This is a genomic window from Bacillus sp. FSL K6-0138 (assembly GCF_037982765.1).
Lineage (GTDB): Bacteria > Bacillota > Bacilli > Bacillales > Bacillaceae > Bacillus > Bacillus glycinifermentans.
Genome location: NZ_CP150286.1, coordinates 916,085 through 933,342 on the forward strand (window position 1 = coordinate 916,085; position 17,258 = coordinate 933,342).

21 protein-coding genes and 1 riboswitch are annotated in these 17,258 nt (G+C 47.5%); of the genes, 19 read left to right on the forward strand and 2 right to left on the reverse strand.

Annotated features, from left to right (window positions below):
* Window positions 1-3: 3 nt before the first annotated feature.
* Entirely contained in the window at window positions 4-258 is a 255-nt protein-coding gene (locus tag MHB78_RS04995) for a hypothetical protein (RefSeq protein WP_046130210.1), read from the reverse strand.
* A 28-nt stretch (window positions 259-286) separates the two neighbouring features.
* A complete protein-coding gene (locus MHB78_RS05000) occupies window positions 287-448 on the reverse strand; it encodes a YuzL family protein (RefSeq protein WP_082094071.1) in 162 nt (53 codons plus the stop codon).
* A gap of 210 nt (window positions 449-658) precedes the next feature.
* On the opposite strand from MHB78_RS05000, the gene MHB78_RS05005 reads away from it, so the two are divergent.
* The 19 genes from MHB78_RS05005 to sufU all read left to right on the forward strand — a co-directional run bounded on the left by MHB78_RS05005 (window position 659) and on the right by sufU (window position 17,242).
* On the forward strand, window positions 659-3,049 hold the full coding sequence (locus tag MHB78_RS05005; protein ID WP_046130209.1) for a 3-hydroxyacyl-CoA dehydrogenase/enoyl-CoA hydratase family protein: 2,391 nt from the start codon (window positions 659-661) through the stop codon (window positions 3,047-3,049).
* Window positions 3,050-3,061: 12 nt separating this feature from the next.
* On the forward strand, window positions 3,062-4,237 hold the full coding sequence (locus MHB78_RS05010) for an acetyl-CoA C-acetyltransferase (protein WP_046130208.1): 1,176 nt from the start codon (window positions 3,062-3,064) through the stop codon (window positions 4,235-4,237).
* A 16-nt stretch (window positions 4,238-4,253) separates the two neighbouring features.
* Window positions 4,254-6,038, forward strand: coding sequence for an acyl-CoA dehydrogenase family protein (locus MHB78_RS05015; protein WP_046130207.1), 1,785 nt, complete (start codon window positions 4,254-4,256; stop codon window positions 6,036-6,038).
* 115 nt (window positions 6,039-6,153) lie between these two features.
* Window positions 6,154-6,510, forward strand: a complete 357-nt coding sequence (locus MHB78_RS05020; RefSeq protein WP_046130206.1) for an arsenate reductase family protein — start codon at window positions 6,154-6,156, stop codon at window positions 6,508-6,510.
* A 60-nt stretch (window positions 6,511-6,570) separates the two neighbouring features.
* Window positions 6,571-6,954, forward strand: coding sequence for a glycine cleavage system protein GcvH (gene gcvH, locus MHB78_RS05025; RefSeq protein ID WP_046130205.1), 384 nt, complete (start codon window positions 6,571-6,573; stop codon window positions 6,952-6,954).
* A gap of 54 nt (window positions 6,955-7,008) precedes the next feature.
* Window positions 7,009-7,245: a YusG family protein gene (locus MHB78_RS05030; RefSeq protein WP_046130204.1), complete on the forward strand. Its 237-nt coding sequence runs from the start codon at window positions 7,009-7,011 to the stop codon at window positions 7,243-7,245.
* Between the two features lie 71 nt (window positions 7,246-7,316).
* The gene (locus MHB78_RS05035) at window positions 7,317-7,661 is read left to right on the forward strand and encodes a toprim domain-containing protein (protein WP_046130203.1); all 345 of its coding nucleotides are present in this window, start codon (window positions 7,317-7,319) and stop codon (window positions 7,659-7,661) included.
* Window positions 7,662-7,687: 26 nt separating this feature from the next.
* On the forward strand, window positions 7,688-7,996 hold the full coding sequence (locus MHB78_RS05040) for a thioredoxin family protein (RefSeq protein ID WP_046130202.1): 309 nt from the start codon (window positions 7,688-7,690) through the stop codon (window positions 7,994-7,996).
* A 120-nt stretch (window positions 7,997-8,116) separates the two neighbouring features.
* On the forward strand, window positions 8,117-8,464 hold the full coding sequence (locus MHB78_RS05045) for an SCP2 sterol-binding domain-containing protein (RefSeq protein WP_046130201.1): 348 nt from the start codon (window positions 8,117-8,119) through the stop codon (window positions 8,462-8,464).
* 194 nt (window positions 8,465-8,658) lie between these two features.
* A riboswitch (SAM riboswitch) is annotated at window positions 8,659-8,766 on the forward strand.
* 105 nt (window positions 8,767-8,871) lie between these two features.
* On the forward strand, window positions 8,872-9,897 hold the full coding sequence (gene metN / locus MHB78_RS05050; RefSeq protein ID WP_046130225.1) for a methionine ABC transporter ATP-binding protein MetN: 1,026 nt from the start codon (window positions 8,872-8,874) through the stop codon (window positions 9,895-9,897).
* Window positions 9,890-10,558 (forward strand): methionine ABC transporter permease, encoded by a 669-nt coding sequence (locus tag MHB78_RS05055; protein WP_046130199.1) that lies wholly within the window; start codon window positions 9,890-9,892, stop codon window positions 10,556-10,558. Before metN ends, MHB78_RS05055 begins: the two co-directional genes overlap by 8 nt.
* A gap of 13 nt (window positions 10,559-10,571) precedes the next feature.
* Entirely contained in the window at window positions 10,572-11,405 is an 834-nt protein-coding gene (metQ, locus tag MHB78_RS05060) for a methionine ABC transporter substrate-binding lipoprotein MetQ (protein WP_046130198.1), read from the forward strand.
* Window positions 11,406-11,506: 101 nt separating this feature from the next.
* Window positions 11,507-11,875, forward strand: a complete 369-nt coding sequence (locus tag MHB78_RS05065) for a carboxymuconolactone decarboxylase family protein (RefSeq protein WP_082094070.1) — start codon at window positions 11,507-11,509, stop codon at window positions 11,873-11,875.
* Window positions 11,876-12,016: 141 nt separating this feature from the next.
* Window positions 12,017-12,163: a hypothetical protein gene (locus MHB78_RS05070; protein WP_164918177.1), complete on the forward strand. Its 147-nt coding sequence runs from the start codon at window positions 12,017-12,019 to the stop codon at window positions 12,161-12,163.
* Between the two features lie 127 nt (window positions 12,164-12,290).
* Complete coding sequence (locus MHB78_RS05075) at window positions 12,291-13,202, forward strand: cation diffusion facilitator family transporter (RefSeq protein ID WP_046130196.1); 912 nt, start codon at window positions 12,291-12,293, stop codon at window positions 13,200-13,202.
* 267 nt (window positions 13,203-13,469) lie between these two features.
* Window positions 13,470-14,255, forward strand: a complete 786-nt coding sequence (gene sufC, locus MHB78_RS05080; RefSeq protein ID WP_046130195.1) for a Fe-S cluster assembly ATPase SufC — start codon at window positions 13,470-13,472, stop codon at window positions 14,253-14,255.
* A 17-nt stretch (window positions 14,256-14,272) separates the two neighbouring features.
* Window positions 14,273-15,586, forward strand: coding sequence for a Fe-S cluster assembly protein SufD (gene sufD / locus MHB78_RS05085; protein ID WP_046130194.1), 1,314 nt, complete (start codon window positions 14,273-14,275; stop codon window positions 15,584-15,586).
* Window positions 15,586-16,806 (forward strand): cysteine desulfurase SufS, encoded by a 1,221-nt coding sequence (gene sufS, locus MHB78_RS05090; RefSeq protein ID WP_046130193.1) that lies wholly within the window; start codon window positions 15,586-15,588, stop codon window positions 16,804-16,806. The genes sufD and sufS overlap by 1 nt, the downstream gene beginning before the upstream one ends.
* Window positions 16,796-17,242, forward strand: a complete 447-nt coding sequence (gene sufU / locus MHB78_RS05095) for a Fe-S cluster assembly sulfur transfer protein SufU (RefSeq protein ID WP_046130192.1) — start codon at window positions 16,796-16,798, stop codon at window positions 17,240-17,242. Before sufS ends, sufU begins: the two co-directional genes overlap by 11 nt.
* The last annotated feature ends 16 nt before the right edge of the window (window positions 17,243-17,258 follow it).

Sequence of the window (17,258 nt, forward strand, 5' to 3'; positions counted from 1 at the left end):
CTCCTATTGCATATACCCTGACGGATTATTATCGTTCTGCCCTTGACGAAGATGGTTGAGGATCGCGTTGTAGTGGCTGTGGTGCATTTGACCAACACGATCAAGCTCTGCTTTGAGCGACTGATCCTGACACTGCTCCGCCATAAAATGAGCTTTTTTCATGGCAAGCAAGTTCCAGTTCAGCATATCCTGCAAATACAAATGATCCTTCGTCGAAATCACGGGCGGCGGTGCTGCCATTCCCTGCTGATTCTGCATAGTGATGCCTCCTTTTTAAATATCGGTTTCAATGTTCTTCCGGACCATCCATATTATGTTTTTTATACTGCTGATTCTGGCTTGTCCGTTTGCCGCCCGCATCTTCTTTTTTGTAATCAGGCCCTGCGCTTCCTTTCATGCTTGCGGCGCTGACTGCAGCAGAAGAAGGGTTCTTTCTTTCGCGTACCATGCCTTCACCTCCTCTGTATAAGCGTGTCCTAAAAGCGGTGAAACATGTAAGATGGGAGTTGCCCGCACCATGAAAAAATTTCTGACATTTTCCATCAAGACTATTGAACTCATTTCCAAAATCTTTTAAGATGGAAGAAGACAGGGGAGTTTATTTTTTTGGAGTAAAAATGAATGAGTGTTCATTCAAAAAGGTGAGGGAGGATCATTCATGGTCAAGCATATTCGAAAAGCCGCAGTTTTAGGATCAGGGGTCATGGGATCGGGAATCGCGGCTCATTTAGCCAACATCGGCATTCCTGTGTTAATGCTCGATATGGTTCCGCGTAAATTAACCGAAGAAGAAGCGAAAAAAGGCCGCACCCTTCAAGACCCGGACGTTCGCAACCGGCTGGCGAGAACGGCCGCCGAAAGGCTGCTGAAGCAAAAGCCGGCTCCGCTGACTTCCAAAAAAAACATCGGCTATATTCGTACGGGAAACATGGAAGACGATTTTGAAATGATAAAAGAGGCTGACTGGATTATCGAAGTCGTTGTTGAAAACCTGGACATCAAAAAGCAGGTGTTTGCCAAAGTCGATCAGTACAGAAAACAAGGAAGCATCGTCAGCAGCAACACATCGGGAATTTCCGTCAAGCAAATGGCCGAAGGAAGGTCAGACGATTTCAAAAGGCACTTTCTGGGCACCCACTTTTTCAATCCGGCCCGTTATTTAAAGCTGCTTGAGATCATTCCGATAGAAGAAACCGATCCTGACGTTCTTTCGTTTATGAAAACGTTCGGGGAAAATGTGCTTGGCAAAGGGGTCGTTGAAGCGAAAGACACGCCGAATTTTATCGCTAACCGCATCGGAACGTACGGACTTCTCGTGACGGTCCAGGAGATGCTGAAAGGCGGCTATTCTGTAGGCGAAGTGGACTCCATAACAGGCCCTCTCATCGGACGGCCGAAAAGCGCGACATTCAGAACGCTGGATGTCGTCGGTCTTGATACGTTTTCACACGTAGCCAAAAACGTGTACGACCAGGTTGAAGGAGAAGAACAACAGGTTTTCCGGCTGCCGGAGTTCATTGAAAAAATGCTTGAAAACGGCTGGATCGGCAGCAAAGCAAAACAAGGCTTTTATAAAAAAGAAGGAAAAGACATTTTTGAGCTCGATCCGATGACGATGACATACGGAAAACGCAAAAAATTAAAAACGCCTGGACTTGAAGCGGCAAAGCAGGTCAAAGGATACGGGGCAAGAATGAAAGCGCTTGTTTACTCTGATGACCGGGCCGGGGCCCTGCTGTGGAATATAACGGCGCCCACCCTTGTGTATTCGGCGGCCCTGACAGGCGAAATCGCCGACAGCATAACGGCTGTCGACCAGGCAATGAAATGGGGGTTCGGCTGGTCTGAAGGACCTTTCGAAATGTGGGACAGCATCGGTGTGAAAGCTTCGGTTGAGAAGCTTGAGGCCGGCGGCTGGCAGATTGCGGATTGGGTCAAAGAGATGCTCGATAAAGGGCATGAGTCATTTTACCTTCGGGAAAATGGAAAAACGTTTTTCTATGATATGAAGAGCGGCGAATATCGGGCGCTTCACGAAAATAAGAAAAACATCCATCTGTCTGCCATCAAGGAGACAAAGGGCGTCATCAAGAAAAACAGCGGCGCCAGTTTAATAGATTTGGGCGATGATGTCGCACTGCTGGAATTCCATTCAAAAAGCAATGCGATCGGCTTTGATATTATCCAAATGCTGAATGCTGCGCTCGATGAAGTGGATGCCAATTATAAAGGGCTTGTCATCGGCAATCAGGGCAAAAATTTCTGCGTCGGCGCCAATCTGGCGATGATGCTTATGGAAGCCCAGGACGAAAATTATGTTGAAATTGATATGATCATCCGTAAGTTTCAGGAGACGATGATGAAAGTAAAATACAGTTCCAAGCCGGTTGTCGCCGCTCCGTTCGGCATGACGCTCGGCGGAGGAACGGAGCTGTGCCTTCCGGCTGCACGCGTACAGGCATCGAGCGAAACGTATATGGGCCTTGTAGAAACAGGAGTCGGCCTGATCCCCGGGGGAGGCGGCAACAAAGAGCTTTACTTGAACCATTTCAAAGGGGTTCCTAAAGGAGCCGGGGCTGACATACAGCAAGCGGCAAATCACACGTTCGAAACGATTGCGCTGGCGAAAACGTCGACATCTGCGCAAGAAGCGAAGGAATTAAATATATTGACGGGGCAGGATCAAATCAGCATGAACCAGGATCATCTTTTGTATGATGCAAAATCGCTTGTCCTGACGCTCTATGAAAACGGCTATCTTCCTCCGGTCAAGGAAAACGTCCGGGTCGTCGGAGAAACAGGCTACGCCGCGCTCCTGCTCGGTGCGGAAGCATTGAAGCTGTCCGGGGCGATATCGGATCATGATATGAAAATCGCGAAAAAGCTGGCGTTCGTCATTGCCGGCGGAAGGGTCCCGTTTGGCGCGGAAGTTTCCGAAGAATATTTGCTCGATCTGGAAAGAGAAGCTTTTCTGAGTCTTGTGGGTGAACCGAAGTCCCAGGCGAGAATGCAGCATATGCTTGTAAAAGGCAAACCTTTGCGTAATTAGGAGGGAGAAATTATGAAAGAGGCAGTCATTGTGTCAGGAGCGAGAACCCCGGTCGGAAAAGCAAAAAAAGGTTCATTAAGAACGGTCCGCCCGGATGATTTAGGAGCGCACGCCGTCAAAGAAACATTGAAAAGAGCCGGCGGGTATGATGGGAATATTGACGATTTAATTATCGGCTGCGCCACTCCGGAAGCCGAGCAAGGGTTGAACATGGCCCGCAACATCGGCGCGCTTGCCGGCCTTCCCCATACCGTCCCGGCCGTAACGATCAACAGGTATTGTTCTTCAGGTCTTCAATCGATCGCATACGGAGCCGAAAAGATCATGCTCGGCGGAGCGGACACGGTCATTGCCGGCGGAGCGGAATCGATGAGCATCGTGCCGATGATGGGCCATATCGTCAGACCGAACGCGGCTCTGGCCGAAGCGGCTCCCGAGTACTATATGGGGATGGGGCATACAGCAGAGCAGGTTGCCGCGAAATACGGCGTATCCAGGGAGGATCAGGACGCCTTTGCCGTCAGCAGCCACCAAAAAGCGGCAAAAGCGATAGCGGAAGGAAAATTCGCGGAAGAAATCGCCCCGATGGAGATCACCGTCAGAGAAGTGGACGAAAATCATCAATTACAGGAAAGAACGTTTACATTTTCCGTCGATGAGGGCGTACGTCCGCAGACGACGGCTGAAGTCCTTTCTGCATTAAAGCCGGCATTTTCCGCAAAAGGCACCGTCACCGCGGGCAATTCTTCGCAAACGAGCGACGGAGCAGCCGCCGTCATGCTGATGGACAAAGAGAAAGCGGATGCACTCGGCCTTCAGCCGTTTGCCAAATTCCGTTCCTTTGCCGTCGGCGGCGTTCCGCCTGAAGTGATGGGGATCGGCCCTATTGAAGCTGTACCGCGGGCGCTGAAGATGGCGGGGCTTGAACTGAAAGACATCGGCTTATTTGAATTGAATGAAGCCTTTGCCTCACAGGCCATTCAAGTCATCAGAGCGCTTGGAATTGATGAAGAGAAAGTCAACGTAAACGGCGGAGCGATCGCACTCGGACATCCGCTCGGCTGTACCGGTACAAAGCTGACGCTTACGCTCATTCACGAAATGCGCAGAAGAAACGTCCAATTCGGCGTTGTGACGATGTGCATCGGCGGCGGCATGGGAGCTGCGGGCGTATTCGAATTAGTCTAAAAAAGGGGATGGGAACATGGAACAAACAAAGGATCTTATGAAAAAAGGCGGCGCTTTTCTGGTGGAAGACGTAACCGCTGATCAGATGTTCACACCGGAAGATTTCACAGACGAACATAAAATGATCGCCAAAACGACTGAGGATTATATTCTCGGCGATGTACTTCCATATATCGACGACATTGAAAACCACCATTTCGAGCACTCTGTCAGGCTCCTGAAAAAAGCCGGCGGGCTCGGACTGCTCGGCGCCGATGTCCCTGAAGAGTTCGGCGGGCTCGGCCTTGATAAAATCAGCTCAGCTTTGATCACTGAAAAATTTTCGCGGGCCGGAAGCTTTTCGCTGTCCTACGGCGCCCATGTCGGAATCGGGACGCTGCCGATTGTGTTCTTCGGGACGCAGGAGCAAAAAGAAAAGTACCTTCCGTCGCTTGCATCAGGGGAAAAGGTTGCCGCTTATGCATTAACAGAGCCGGGTTCGGGCTCTGATGCGCTCGGGGCGAAAACGACGGCTGTGCTGAATGAAGCGGGGACTCATTATATATTAAACGGCGAAAAGCAGTGGATCACCAACTCCGCCTTCGCCGATGTGTTTATCGTGTATGCAAAAATAGACGGGGAGCATTTTTCGGCATTCATCGTCGAAAAAGACTACGAAGGCGTTTCAACTGGCCCGGAAGAGAAAAAAATGGGCATTAAGGGATCTTCGACTCGCACGCTGATTTTAGACCAGGTGCACGTTCCGAAAGAGAACCTATTAGGCGAGCCGGGAAAAGGGCACGTCATCGCGTTCAACATCTTAAATATCGGCCGCTACAAGCTTGCCGTCGGAACAATCGGCGCCTCCAAACGGGTGATCGAGCTGTCGGCCGCTTATGCAAATCAGCGCCGCCAGTTTCAGAAGCCGATCTCAAGCTTCAGTCTCATCGGCGAAAAAATCGCGAACATGTCAACAAGGCTGTATGCAATGGAAAGCTCCGTATACCGGACAGTCGGACTTTTTGAAGACAAAATGGGTACCTTGAGCGAAGAGGATCAAAAAGACGGCCGCCAGGTTGCAAAATCGATTGCCGAATATGCGATCGAGTGCTCGTTAAATAAAGTGTTCGGCTCTGAAACCCTTGACTATATTGTCGACGAAGGCGTACAAATCCACGGCGGATATGGATTTATGCAGGAATACGAAGTCGAGCGGGCATACCGCGATTCCCGGATTAACCGAATTTTTGAAGGAACGAATGAAATCAACCGCCTTATCGTTCCTGGCACATATATGAAAAAAGCGCTGAAAGGCGAGCTCCCGCTTTTCGAAAAAGCTAAAGCGCTTCAAGAGGAACTGATGATGCTCATGCCTGAAGAACCGGGCGGCGGTGTTTTGGAACAGGAAAAATACATTCTGAAAAACGCCAAAAAAATTGCGCTTCTCATCGCAGGGCTTGCCGCGCAGAAATACGGGAAAACCATCGATAATGAGCAGGAAATTCTCGTGAACATCGCCGATATTGCCAGCCAGGTGTACGCCATGGAATCGGCTGTCTTAAGAACAGAAAAAGCGGTTCTTAAAGACGGTGAGGAAAAACATTCGCAGAAAATTCTTTACACGCAAATATTCACGCAGGAAGCGTTCCAGGAAATCGAAAGCCATGCTAAAGAATCGTTAATCGCGATGGAATCCGGAGATTCGCTGCGGATGATGCTTGCCGCTCTCCGCAAGCTGACCCGCTTTACACCTGTCAATGTCATTGAGAAAAAACGCCTGGCAGCCAAGGCAGTCTTTGAAGCGGAGAAATTCATCGTGTAAATCAAAAACGCCCCGTTCATACAGCGGGGCTTTTGCCTTGGCGAAACAATTGTTTTAGGCTTTTAAAACAATCTGTGTTAAAATAGCCTCGGATAAATGAAGAGGGGTGTATAAGATGGCTTTAGACTTTTATTGGTACCCGAAATGCGGAACGTGCCGAAAAGCGAAAAAGTGGCTCGAGGACCACGGCAAAGAGGTAAATGGGATACATATCGCAGAACAGCCGCCGAGTAAGGAGAAGCTGAAAGAGCTTTATGAAAAGAGCGGCCTCGAATTAAAAAAATTCTTCAACACAAGCGGGCAGAAATACCGGGAACTTGGCTTAAAGGACAAGCTTCAAGGCATGTCAGAAGACGAGCAGCTTGAGCTTCTGGCTTCCGACGGAATGCTGATCAAACGCCCGATCACGGCTGACGGAAAAAAGGTAACGGTCGGTTTTAACGAAGATCAGTTTAAGAGATACTGGTTATAGTACGTGAAAATATGATATCTTCAATGTAAGACGATTAAAACAATTCTTGGAGGGATTAGCATGAGCACACCGAAAGAACTGCGCTATTCAGAAGAGCATGAATGGGTCAAAACAGAGGGAGACAAAGTAAGAATCGGTATCACCGATTTCGCGCAATCCGAGCTTGGAGACATCGTCTTCGTCGAGCTGCCTGAAGTAGGAGCCGAAATTAAAGCGGACGAGCCTTTCGGCAGCGTCGAGTCTGTTAAAACCGTTTCTGAATTGTATGCGCCGATCAACGGGAAAGTTGTCGAAGTGAACGGGGAGCTGGAAGACAGCCCGGAATTCGTCAATGAGTCTCCGTATGAGAAAGCATGGATGATTGTCGTTGAACCGGCTGACGCTTCAGAAATCGACAGCCTGATGACAGCAGAACAATACGAAGAGATGACAAAAGAAGACTGATAAAGGATAATACCCTGTCATTTGGATACTCTAAAGCAGGAGGGGGTATCCAAATTGACGCTGGGAAAAGAGAAAATCGATATTACAGAGCATGTTCAAGGCCGTTTTAAAGAGGGCGGCATGCAGCTGTATTATGACAATGAACCGATCGGCCGCATGACCGGCATGGATCAATACGATTTAAAATCCGGATACTCTTTCCAGGATCAGAAATTTTACAAAGTGGCTGATACTGTAAAGAAACCGGACGCAAAATATGTGGATTGTGATGATCATCAAGGCTGGTGCTGACCGGCCTAGGCGGTGAGTATTCACTGCCTTTTTTTGGAATGAATCTATTTTTCTATTAAAAGGTGATCCAAATGCCGGAAATTGAAAAAGTCGTAATCGTAGAGGGCAAAACCGATAAGCTTAAAGTGAAGCATGTCAGCGGAGAGCCGCTTGACATCATCTGTACAAACGGTACGATCAGTCTCTCCAGACTCGATGAGTTTGCCGAAACGCTGTATGACAAAGATGTATATATACTGGTCGATGCCGACGAATCCGGAGAAAAGCTGCGCCGGCAGCTGAAAAGGGAATTGCCCGAAGCTTCCCATCTTTACATTGACAAGGTCTACAAGGAAGTTGCTGCAGCTCCGAATCACCACGTCGCAGAGGTTCTTTTCAGGGCGAATATCCAGGTGATACGAAATATTTATGATTAAAAAAGTATTGAGGTGCGGTTCAACTTATGCAGGAACTCCAGGAAAGAGATTTAAAACAGCTTGGCAAAGAAACCTGTCTTTTGTATTTATATACCCCGTTCTGCGGAACATGTCAGCTTGCCGGCAGAATGCTGGAAGTCGTTGATGAAATGCTAGCAGATGTTCCATTCTACAAAAATAATCTCAACTATTCCCCGACGTTTGCCAAAGAAAATGAAATCGAAAGTGTGCCATGCTTCATTCTTTATAAAAACGGCCAAATCGTCAAAAAAGAATACGCTTTTCACTCCGTTTCCTATTTATATGATACGATTAAACAAAATGCTGTTGATTAAGGCGCTTTTTGACATATTTCTCGGGAAATATTCCTCAAAAACTTGTCGAGCAAATCATAAAGGACTCCCGCTGTATACAGAGAATCTGTAAGTATGACCAATTGACAGGAGGTTATACAGTTGGAGAAAATAGGATTGGTAGAAAGAGAGGAACGGGCTCCTTTTTTAAAACCTCTATTATCAACAACAGCTTTGCTGATCACCTTTAAGGGAGAAAAAGAAGCTTTTACGTTAATGATCAATGAACGGGGAGAAATGGAAAAATCTACTCCTGTTGAAAAAGCTCATTTGACTTTTTTTGGAGAGCAAAGCGAAATTATTGACCTTCTTCATGGAGACATCTCACTGCAGAATCTCGTTCAGCGCGGCAAGATCAAAGTAAAGGGATCTTTCAGGGCTTTATTGAAGCTTGAAGCGATATTGTGGCTGACTGACGGATTCTTCAAAAACAGCGACCTTTATCCATAGACATTTGTTGAAAAATTGACACATGATACAACATATGACCGGGACGGCGGGCTGTCGGTATGCCCGTCTTTTTGCTTTTTGCCGGGCAATCGGATAGGACATTCGTCTTACGAAAAATAGTTGACAACTATTTTTCTGCATGATATTCTACTTGAAGAATTCCGATCATAATTATCAAAAATAAATATATGATTCTCTTATCAAGAGAGGTGGAGGGAAGTGCCCTATGAAACCCGGCAACCATCAACAACCGTTGAAATGGTGCCAATTCACGCGAAGCGTCATGCTTTGAAAGATGAGAGAAAGGCCGCGACTTTTAATAGCCTTTCTGCTCATGTGTGCAGAAAGGCTTTTTTCATAAACATGATTGGACCTCGAAGAATAGAGCAAGAAAGCAGGTGATGGCTTTGATAAATCTTCAAAACGTTTCAAAGGTTTATCGGTCAAAACATGGAGATGTCAACGCTGTCCAAGATGTCACCCTCAGAATAGGAAAAGGTGAAATCTTCGGAATTATTGGATATAGCGGAGCCGGAAAAAGCTCCTTGATCCGTCTGTTGAACGGGCTTGAAAAGCCGACTTCAGGCACTGTTGAAGTAGCGGGCAGGGTAATCAGCCAAATCAAAGGGAAAAGCTTGAGGGAAGCGCGGCAGGAAATCAGCATGATCTTCCAGCATTTCAACCTTTTATGGTCGAGGACGGTCCGCGACAATATCGCGTTTCCGCTCGAAATCGCCGGCGTTGGCAAAGAGCAGCGCTTAAAAAGAGTCGCTGAACTAATCAAGCTCGTCGGTCTTGAAGGAAAGGAGAACGCCTATCCTTCCCAGCTGAGCGGAGGACAGAAGCAGCGGGTGGGCATCGCAAGGGCGCTCGCCAACAATCCGAAAGTTCTCCTTTGCGATGAAGCGACATCAGCGCTTGATCCGCAGACGACTGACTCGATCCTGGGCCTTCTGTCTGATATCAACGAAAGGCTGGGGCTGACCATTGTCCTGATCACCCATGAGATGCACGTCATCAGGAAAATCTGTCACAGAGTAGCCGTTATGGAAAACGGCAGGGTTGTGGAAGAAGGCGACGTGCTGAACGTCTTCAGAAAGCCGAAGGAAGACATGACAAAGCGCTTTGTCCAGCAGGTGACAGAACCGGAAGAAACAAAGGAAACGTTGCAGCATTTCCTTGAGGAAACGAAAACCGGTCAGACGATCCAGCTTACATTTGTCGGCGAAGCGGCCGAAACGCCGCTCATCACGCAGATCATCCGGAAATTTGACGTTGAAGTCAACATCCTTCAAGGGAAAATTTCGCAAACACAAGACGGCGCTTACGGATCTTTATTCATTCATGTGGACGGGGATGACAGCGAAGTCAGCCGGGTGGTCGATTTCATTAAGAGCCGCCAGGTAGAAGCAGAGGTGATTACAAATGTTTGAGAAACTGTTTCCTAATGTGAATCTAGATAACCTGTGGAATGCGACATACGAAACGGTTTATATGACGGGCATATCGCTTTTGTTTGCGTTTATCATCGGAATCATTCTCGGATTGCTGCTGTATTTGACATCGAAAGGCAACATTTGGGAAAACAAGGTGATTAATGCTGTGATCTCAGCTATTGTCAACGTTTTCCGGTCGATTCCGTTTATTATATTAATTATTATTTTGCTAAGTTTCACAAAATTTATCATGGGAACGATTTTGGGGCCGAATGCGGCTTTGCCGGCGTTGATTGTCGCATCCGCACCGTTTTATGCCCGCCTTGTTGAAATCGCGCTGCGCGAAGTCGATAAAGGCGTGATCGAAGCTGCGAAATCGATGGGTGCAAAAACGTCGACGATCATTTTCAAGGTTCTCCTGCCGGAATCAATGCCTGCACTCATTTCAGGTATTACGGTTACGGCGATCGCGCTCATCGGCTCAACGGCCATGGCCGGTGCGATCGGCTCCGGAGGGCTCGGAAACCTCGCATATGTCGACGGTTTTCAGATGAATTGCAACGATATTATTGTCATTGCAACGATTTTTATTTTGGCTATCGTATTTATCATCCAGTTAATTGGGGATTTTATAACAAATAAACTAGACAAACGTTAGGGAGGCTATTCAAATGAAAAAGAGTTTATTGATTGCTGCTTTGCTCATCGTTTTTGCCGGTATTTTGTCAGCATGCGGTTCTTCCAGCAGCGAAGGCGATAAAGACAGCAAAGTCATCGTCATCGGAGCGACGCCGACACCGCATGCGGAAATTCTAGAAGAAGCTAAACCGCTTTTGAAGGAAAAAGGCTATGATCTTCAAATCAAGAAGTTCACTGACTACAAACTGATTAACAAGGCGCTTGCATCAAAGGATCTTGACGCAAACTACTTCCAGCACGTTCCTTATCTTGAACAAGAAATGAAAGAAAACAAAGACTATGACTTAGTAAATGTCGGCGCGGTTCACCTTGAGCCATTCGGCATCTATTCCAAAAAGTACAAATCTCTAAAAGATCTTCCTGACGGTGCGACGATCATCATGAGCAATAACGCCGCAGAGCAGGGCCGTATGCTGTCAATGCTTGAAAAAGCCGGTTTTATCAAATTAAAATCCGGTGTCAAAAAAATCGATGCTACGGTTAAAGACATTACAGAAAACAAGAAGAACCTGAAAATCAAAAACAATGTCGCACCTGAAATGACGGCAAAAGCTTATGAAACCAATGAAGCAGACGCTGTATTCATCAATGTGAACTACGCGATCCAAAACAAGCTGAACCCGAAAAAAGACTCCATCATGCTTGAATCACCAAAAGACAACCCTTATGCAAACATCATCGCAGTGCGCAAAGGCGACGAAGACTCAGCGAAAATCAAAGCGCTGATGGAAGTGTTGCATTCAGACAAAATCAAAGATTTCATCAACAAAAAATATGAAGGTTCAGTGCTTCCTGTATCTGAATAAAAGCGAGCCCCGGTTACAGCCAAACCGGGGTTTTTTCGCGTATTTTCCGAAAAGTTGTCCATAATAAAGAAAAAATCTAAACACAAATGGAGGAAGTACGCGTGAATCAGCAACAACCAGACAATATCATCGAAACAGCACTGCACGAATATAAGGCGGGAATCGGCATCTTTTCCGAGAAAATGCCCGGAATCGCTTCAAAGTACAATGAATTCACACAAGAATGCTTTAAAAAAGGCGTGCTCGGCGAAAAGGAGAAACAGCTGATTGCACTGGGCATCAGCATCAGCTCTCAAGACGAATATTGCATCATCTACCATATAAAGGGGTGTCTCGACAGCGGAGCGACAGAGGAAGAAATTCTTGAAGCCGTCGGCGTTACCGCCGCATTTGGCGGAGGAGCAGCGATGAGTCAGTCCGTCACCCTCGTCTTGCAGGCGATAGAAGAATTCAAGCAAATGAAGCACTGACTAAAGCCTCCGGGCATATGCGCAGCGCATTCATCTTTGTCTATTGCGTGCATCAGCTGGTACCATGTAGAAAAGTAGCTGAAAGGATGATTCATTATTTGCTCAGTCAGGGAGCAGCTTGATCTTGAATTTACGGCGGACATGGAAAAAGCGATGCACACGTCGCACGGCCTCGGCTACGGGGAATATGCGAGAAGCCGGGCAGTGCGTTTGGAAGTAGAGAAAAAGCGTGAAGCAGAGTACGAAAAAAGCAAGCAAATCGTCTTGCAAATAAATGTGACAGGGTAACGGGAGGACGGATATCATTCCGTCCTTTCGCATGCCCGGCTCATGAAAAAACCTGGTTGACGAATACAAGAGACAAAGATAAAATTAATATATGAACATATGATCATATATAAAGGAGGAATTTATGATGAGTCATTCCCACGACCATGGAAGCCACAGCCATCACCATGCCCACAACGCAAACAGAAAGGCGCTGCTTATCAGCTTCGGCCTGATTTTCACCTTTATGGTGGTCGAATTCATCGGCGGAATGCTGACAAACAGCCTTGCCCTTTTGTCCGATGCCGGACATATGCTCAGTGATGCAGCAGCGCTTGGATTGAGCCTCTTTGCCCTGACGTTTGGAAAAAAAGCGGCTAACGCCAGCAAAACGTACGGATACAAGCGATTTGAGATATTGGCCGCCTTTATAAACGGCATCGCATTGCTTGCGATCTCATTTTATATTTTTTGGGAAGCGTACCATCGCTTTTTCAGCCCGCCTGAAGTTGCAAGCGCAGGCATGCTTGGGATTGCGGCCATTGGCTTGCTCATCAATATAGCGGCTGCCTGGATGTTAATGAAAGGCGATACGAGCGGAAACTTAAACTTGCGCAGCGCCTTCCTGCATGTACTCGGGGATCTGCTCGGCTCTGTCGGCGCGATCATTGCCGGCCTGTTGATGCTGTTCTTCAATTGGAATATCGCCGATCCGATTGCAAGCGTCATTGCGGCTCTCCTTGTACTTGGAAGCGGCTGGCGTGTTACGAAAGATTCGGTTCATGTATTAATGGAAGGAAAGCCGGAGCATATCGACATCGAACGGCTTAAAAACGGCCTTCTGTCAATCCCGTCCGTAAAAGGTGTACATGACCTTCATATTTGGTCGATTACGTCGGATTTTCCGTCTTTAAGCTGCCATGTGGTCGTCAGCGAGGACGGTGACAGGGATAGAATCTTGCATCAAGTATCAGACTATCTAAAGAAAGAATTTAAACTCGAACATGTGACACTGCAGATTGAAGGAGAAAACCATTCCCATTATCAGCCGTGCAATTGAGAACGCACCGCCCCCATCAAGGGGGGCGGCTTTAAAGACTTCGCCCCGCATTTCTCCTTTTCTAAAACGATCCCATTATTGGATGAATCTGTATTCATAAAGTTTCTTTCCGTAATCTCTTTAAGAAAAAAGCAATTTTTGTTACACTTTAGAACATGTACACGAAAAAGGTCAAAAAGACTTTTGTTGTATTCACTTTTCATTTGTTATAAAATTAGAATGAGAATAAATTGAGAATGATGATTATTTATATTGGAGGTATATTTCATGGCTGCTTCGACTTTAACAATCAAAGATCTTCACGTTGAGATTGAAGGGAAAGAGATTTTAAAAGGTGTAAACCTTGAAATAAAAGGCGGGGAGTTCCATGCTGTCATGGGACCGAACGGTACAGGTAAATCGACTTTATCTGCGGCGATTATGGGACACCCGAAATATGAAGTAACGAAAGGCAGCATCCTGCTTGACGGTGAGGATGTACTTGAGATGGAAGTGGACGAGCGCGCCCGCGCCGGCCTGTTTTTGGCAATGCAGTATCCGAGCGAAATCAGCGGTGTAACGAACGCCGACTTTCTTCGATCTGCCATCAATGCACGCAGAGAAGAAGGCGATGAAATTTCATTAATGAAATTTATCCGCAAAATGGATGAGAACATGGAGTTTCTTGAAATGGACCCCGACATGGCGCAGCGCTATCTGAACGAAGGATTTTCAGGCGGGGAGAAAAAACGCAACGAAATTCTTCAGCTGATGATGATTGAGCCTAAAATCGCAATCCTTGACGAGATCGACTCCGGATTGGACATCGACGCTCTTAAAGTCGTTTCAAAAGGCATCAACAAAATGCGCGGCGAAGACTTCGGCTGCCTGATCATCACGCACTATCAGCGTCTCTTGAACTATATCACGCCTGACCACGTGCACGTCATGATGCAAGGCCGCGTCGTTAAATCAGGCGGACCTGAGCTTGCACAGCGTTTGGAAGCTGAAGGATACGACTGGATTAAGCATGAGCTTGGAATCGAAGACGAAACTGTCGGTCAAGAAGCGTAAGCGTTAGGGGGATAAACATGACACTCGAAACAAAACTATCTGTAGACCGGGAATATGTCAAAAGCTTCTCTGAGAAGCATCAGGAACCGGCTTGGCTGCAGGACCTGCGCTTAGAAGCGCTTGAAAAAGCCGAAGAGCTGCCGCTGCCTAAGCCTGACAAAACCAAAATTACAAATTGGAATTTCACGCAGTTTAACAAGCATATTGTAGAAAATAAACCGCTTGATTCCTTGGATGATCTTTCAGATGAAGTGAAATCGCTGATCGATCTTGACAACGAAGACAAGACGCTTTACATTCAGCGGGATCAAACGCCGGCGTATTTGTCGCTCTCCAAAGAGCTGAAGGACAAAGGCGTGATCTTCACAGATATTCATACAGCATTCCGTGAACACAGCGACCTTGTCAAAAAGTATTTTATGAAAGACGGCGTAAAAGTCGATGAACATAAATTAACAGCGCTGCACGCGGCTCTTGTGAACGGCGGAGCGTTCCTTTATGTTCCGAAAAACGTTGAGCTCGAAGCTCCCGTTCAAGCCGTTTATGTCCATGAAAGCAATGACACGGCCCTTTTCAACCATGTGCTTGTCGTAGCTGAAGACAACAGCTCTGTGACATATGTAGAAAACTACATCAGTACGGTCAACCCTAAAAAAGCGGTGTTTAACATCGTCTCAGAAGTGATCACCGGCGCAAACGCCCGCGTGCAATACGGCGCGGTAGACAATCTGTCTGCAGGCGTGACGGCGTATGTAAGCCGCCGCGGCGCAGCCCTCGGACGCTACAGCAAAATCGAGTGGGCGCTCGGTCTGATGAATGACGGAGACACCGTTTCGGAAAACACGACAAATCTGCATGGAGACGGCACGTTCGGCGACACGAAAACGGTTGTCGTCGGCAGAGGAGAGCAGACTCAAAACTTTACGACGCAAATCATTCACCACGGAAAGCATTCAGAAGGCTATATCTTAAAGCACGGCGTCATGAAGGATTCCGCATCTTCGATCTTCAACGGCATCGGAAAAATCGAACACGGCGCGTCTAAATCAAATGCGGAGCAGGAATCACGCGTCCTTATGCTGAGCGAAAAAGCGCGCGGCGACGCGAACCCGATTCTTTTAATCGATGAAGATGACGTTACCGCCGGCCATGCTGCATCTGTCGGCCGCGTCGACCCGGTTCAGCTCTACTATTTAATGAGCAGAGGGATTCCGAAAGAAGAAGCAGAGCGTCTCGTCATCTACGGATTCCTTGCACCGGTCGTCAACGAACTTCCGATCGAAGGCGTGAAGAAACAGCTCGTCTCCGTGATTGAAAGGAAAGTAAAATAATGAATGTCAAAGATATTCGCGAACAGTTTCCGATTCTCCACCAACAAGTCAATGGGCACGACCTCGTCTATCTGGACAGCGCGGCTACATCGCAAAAGCCGCGTGTCGTCATAGACGCGCTCGATCAGTATTACAAATCTTATAATTCTAATGTCCATCGCGGCGTTCATACACTGGGTACGAGAGCTACCGATGGATATGAAGGAGCACGTGAGAAGGTCAGGAAGTTTATCAACGCGAAATCGATGCAGGAAATTATTTTTACGCGGGGCACGACAACAGGCCTGAACACAATTGCGCTAAGCTATGCCCGCGCCAATCTCAAGCCGGGCGACGAGATCGTGATTACGCCGATGGAGCATCATGCCAACATCATTCCTTGGCAGCAGGCGGCGAAAGCGACCGGCGCAGAACTGAAGTACATTCCGCTTCAGGAAGACGGCACCATTTCATTGGACGATGTCAGAAAAACGGTGACCGCCAACACGAAAATTGTATCTTGCGCACACGTGTCAAACGTTCTCGGGACGATTAACCCGATTAAAGAAATCGCAAAGATCGCCCATGAAAACGGTGCAGTAATGGTCGTTGACGGCGCGCAGAGCACGCCGCACCTGAAAATCGACGTACAGGATCTGGACTGCGATTTCTTCACCTTTTCCGCCCACAAAATGTGTGGTCCGACCGGAATTGGGGTACTGTATGGAAAGAAAGCTTTGCTCGAAAACATGGAACCGGCGGAATTCGGCGGAGAGATGATCGATTTTGTCGATCTTTACGAATCAACCTGGAAGGAGCTCCCTTGGAAATTCGAAGCGGGCACGCCGATTATCGCGGGTGCGATCGGATTGGGAGCGGCGATTGACTTCCTGGAAGAGATCGGGCTTGACGCCATTTCAGAACACGAACACCGCCTGGCTTCATATGCGCTCGATCGTTTTAAAGAGCTGGAAGGCGCGACTGTCTACGGACCCGAACACCGCGCAGGCCTTGTGACATTCAACATCGAAGACGTCCATCCGCACGATGTCGCAACCGTGCTGGATGCGGAAGGAGTCGCCGTCAGAGCCGGCCACCATTGCGCACAGCCTTTGATGAAATGGCTGAATGTTTCCGCTACTGCAAGAGCAAGCTTTTATCTGTATAATACAGAAGAAGATATCGACAAACTGATTGCAGCTCTTCAGAAGACAAAGGAGTATTTCACAAATGTCTTTTAATGTGAACTTGGATACACTGTATCGGCAGGTGATTATGGATCACTACAAAAACCCGAGAAATAAAGGGGTTTTAAACGACAGCATCGTCGTTGACATGAACAATCCGACATGCGGTGACCGAATCAGGCTGACGATGAAGATTACGGACGATAAAGTAGAAGATGCAAAATTTGAAGGTGAAGGCTGCTCCATTTCCATGGCGTCCGCTTCAATGATGACGCAGGCGATCAAAGGAAAAGACGTGGAGACAGCCCTTCAGATGTCACATATCTTTTCAGACATGATGCAGGGCAAGGACTATGACGATTCGATCGATCTGGGCGACATCGAAGCCCTTCAAGGCGTCTCAAAGTTTCCAGCCCGAATCAAATGTGCAACCCTTTCATGGAAAGCCCTCGAAAAAGGCGTTGCCAAAGATGAAAGCGATAATGAATAAGATTGGAGTGAAAATG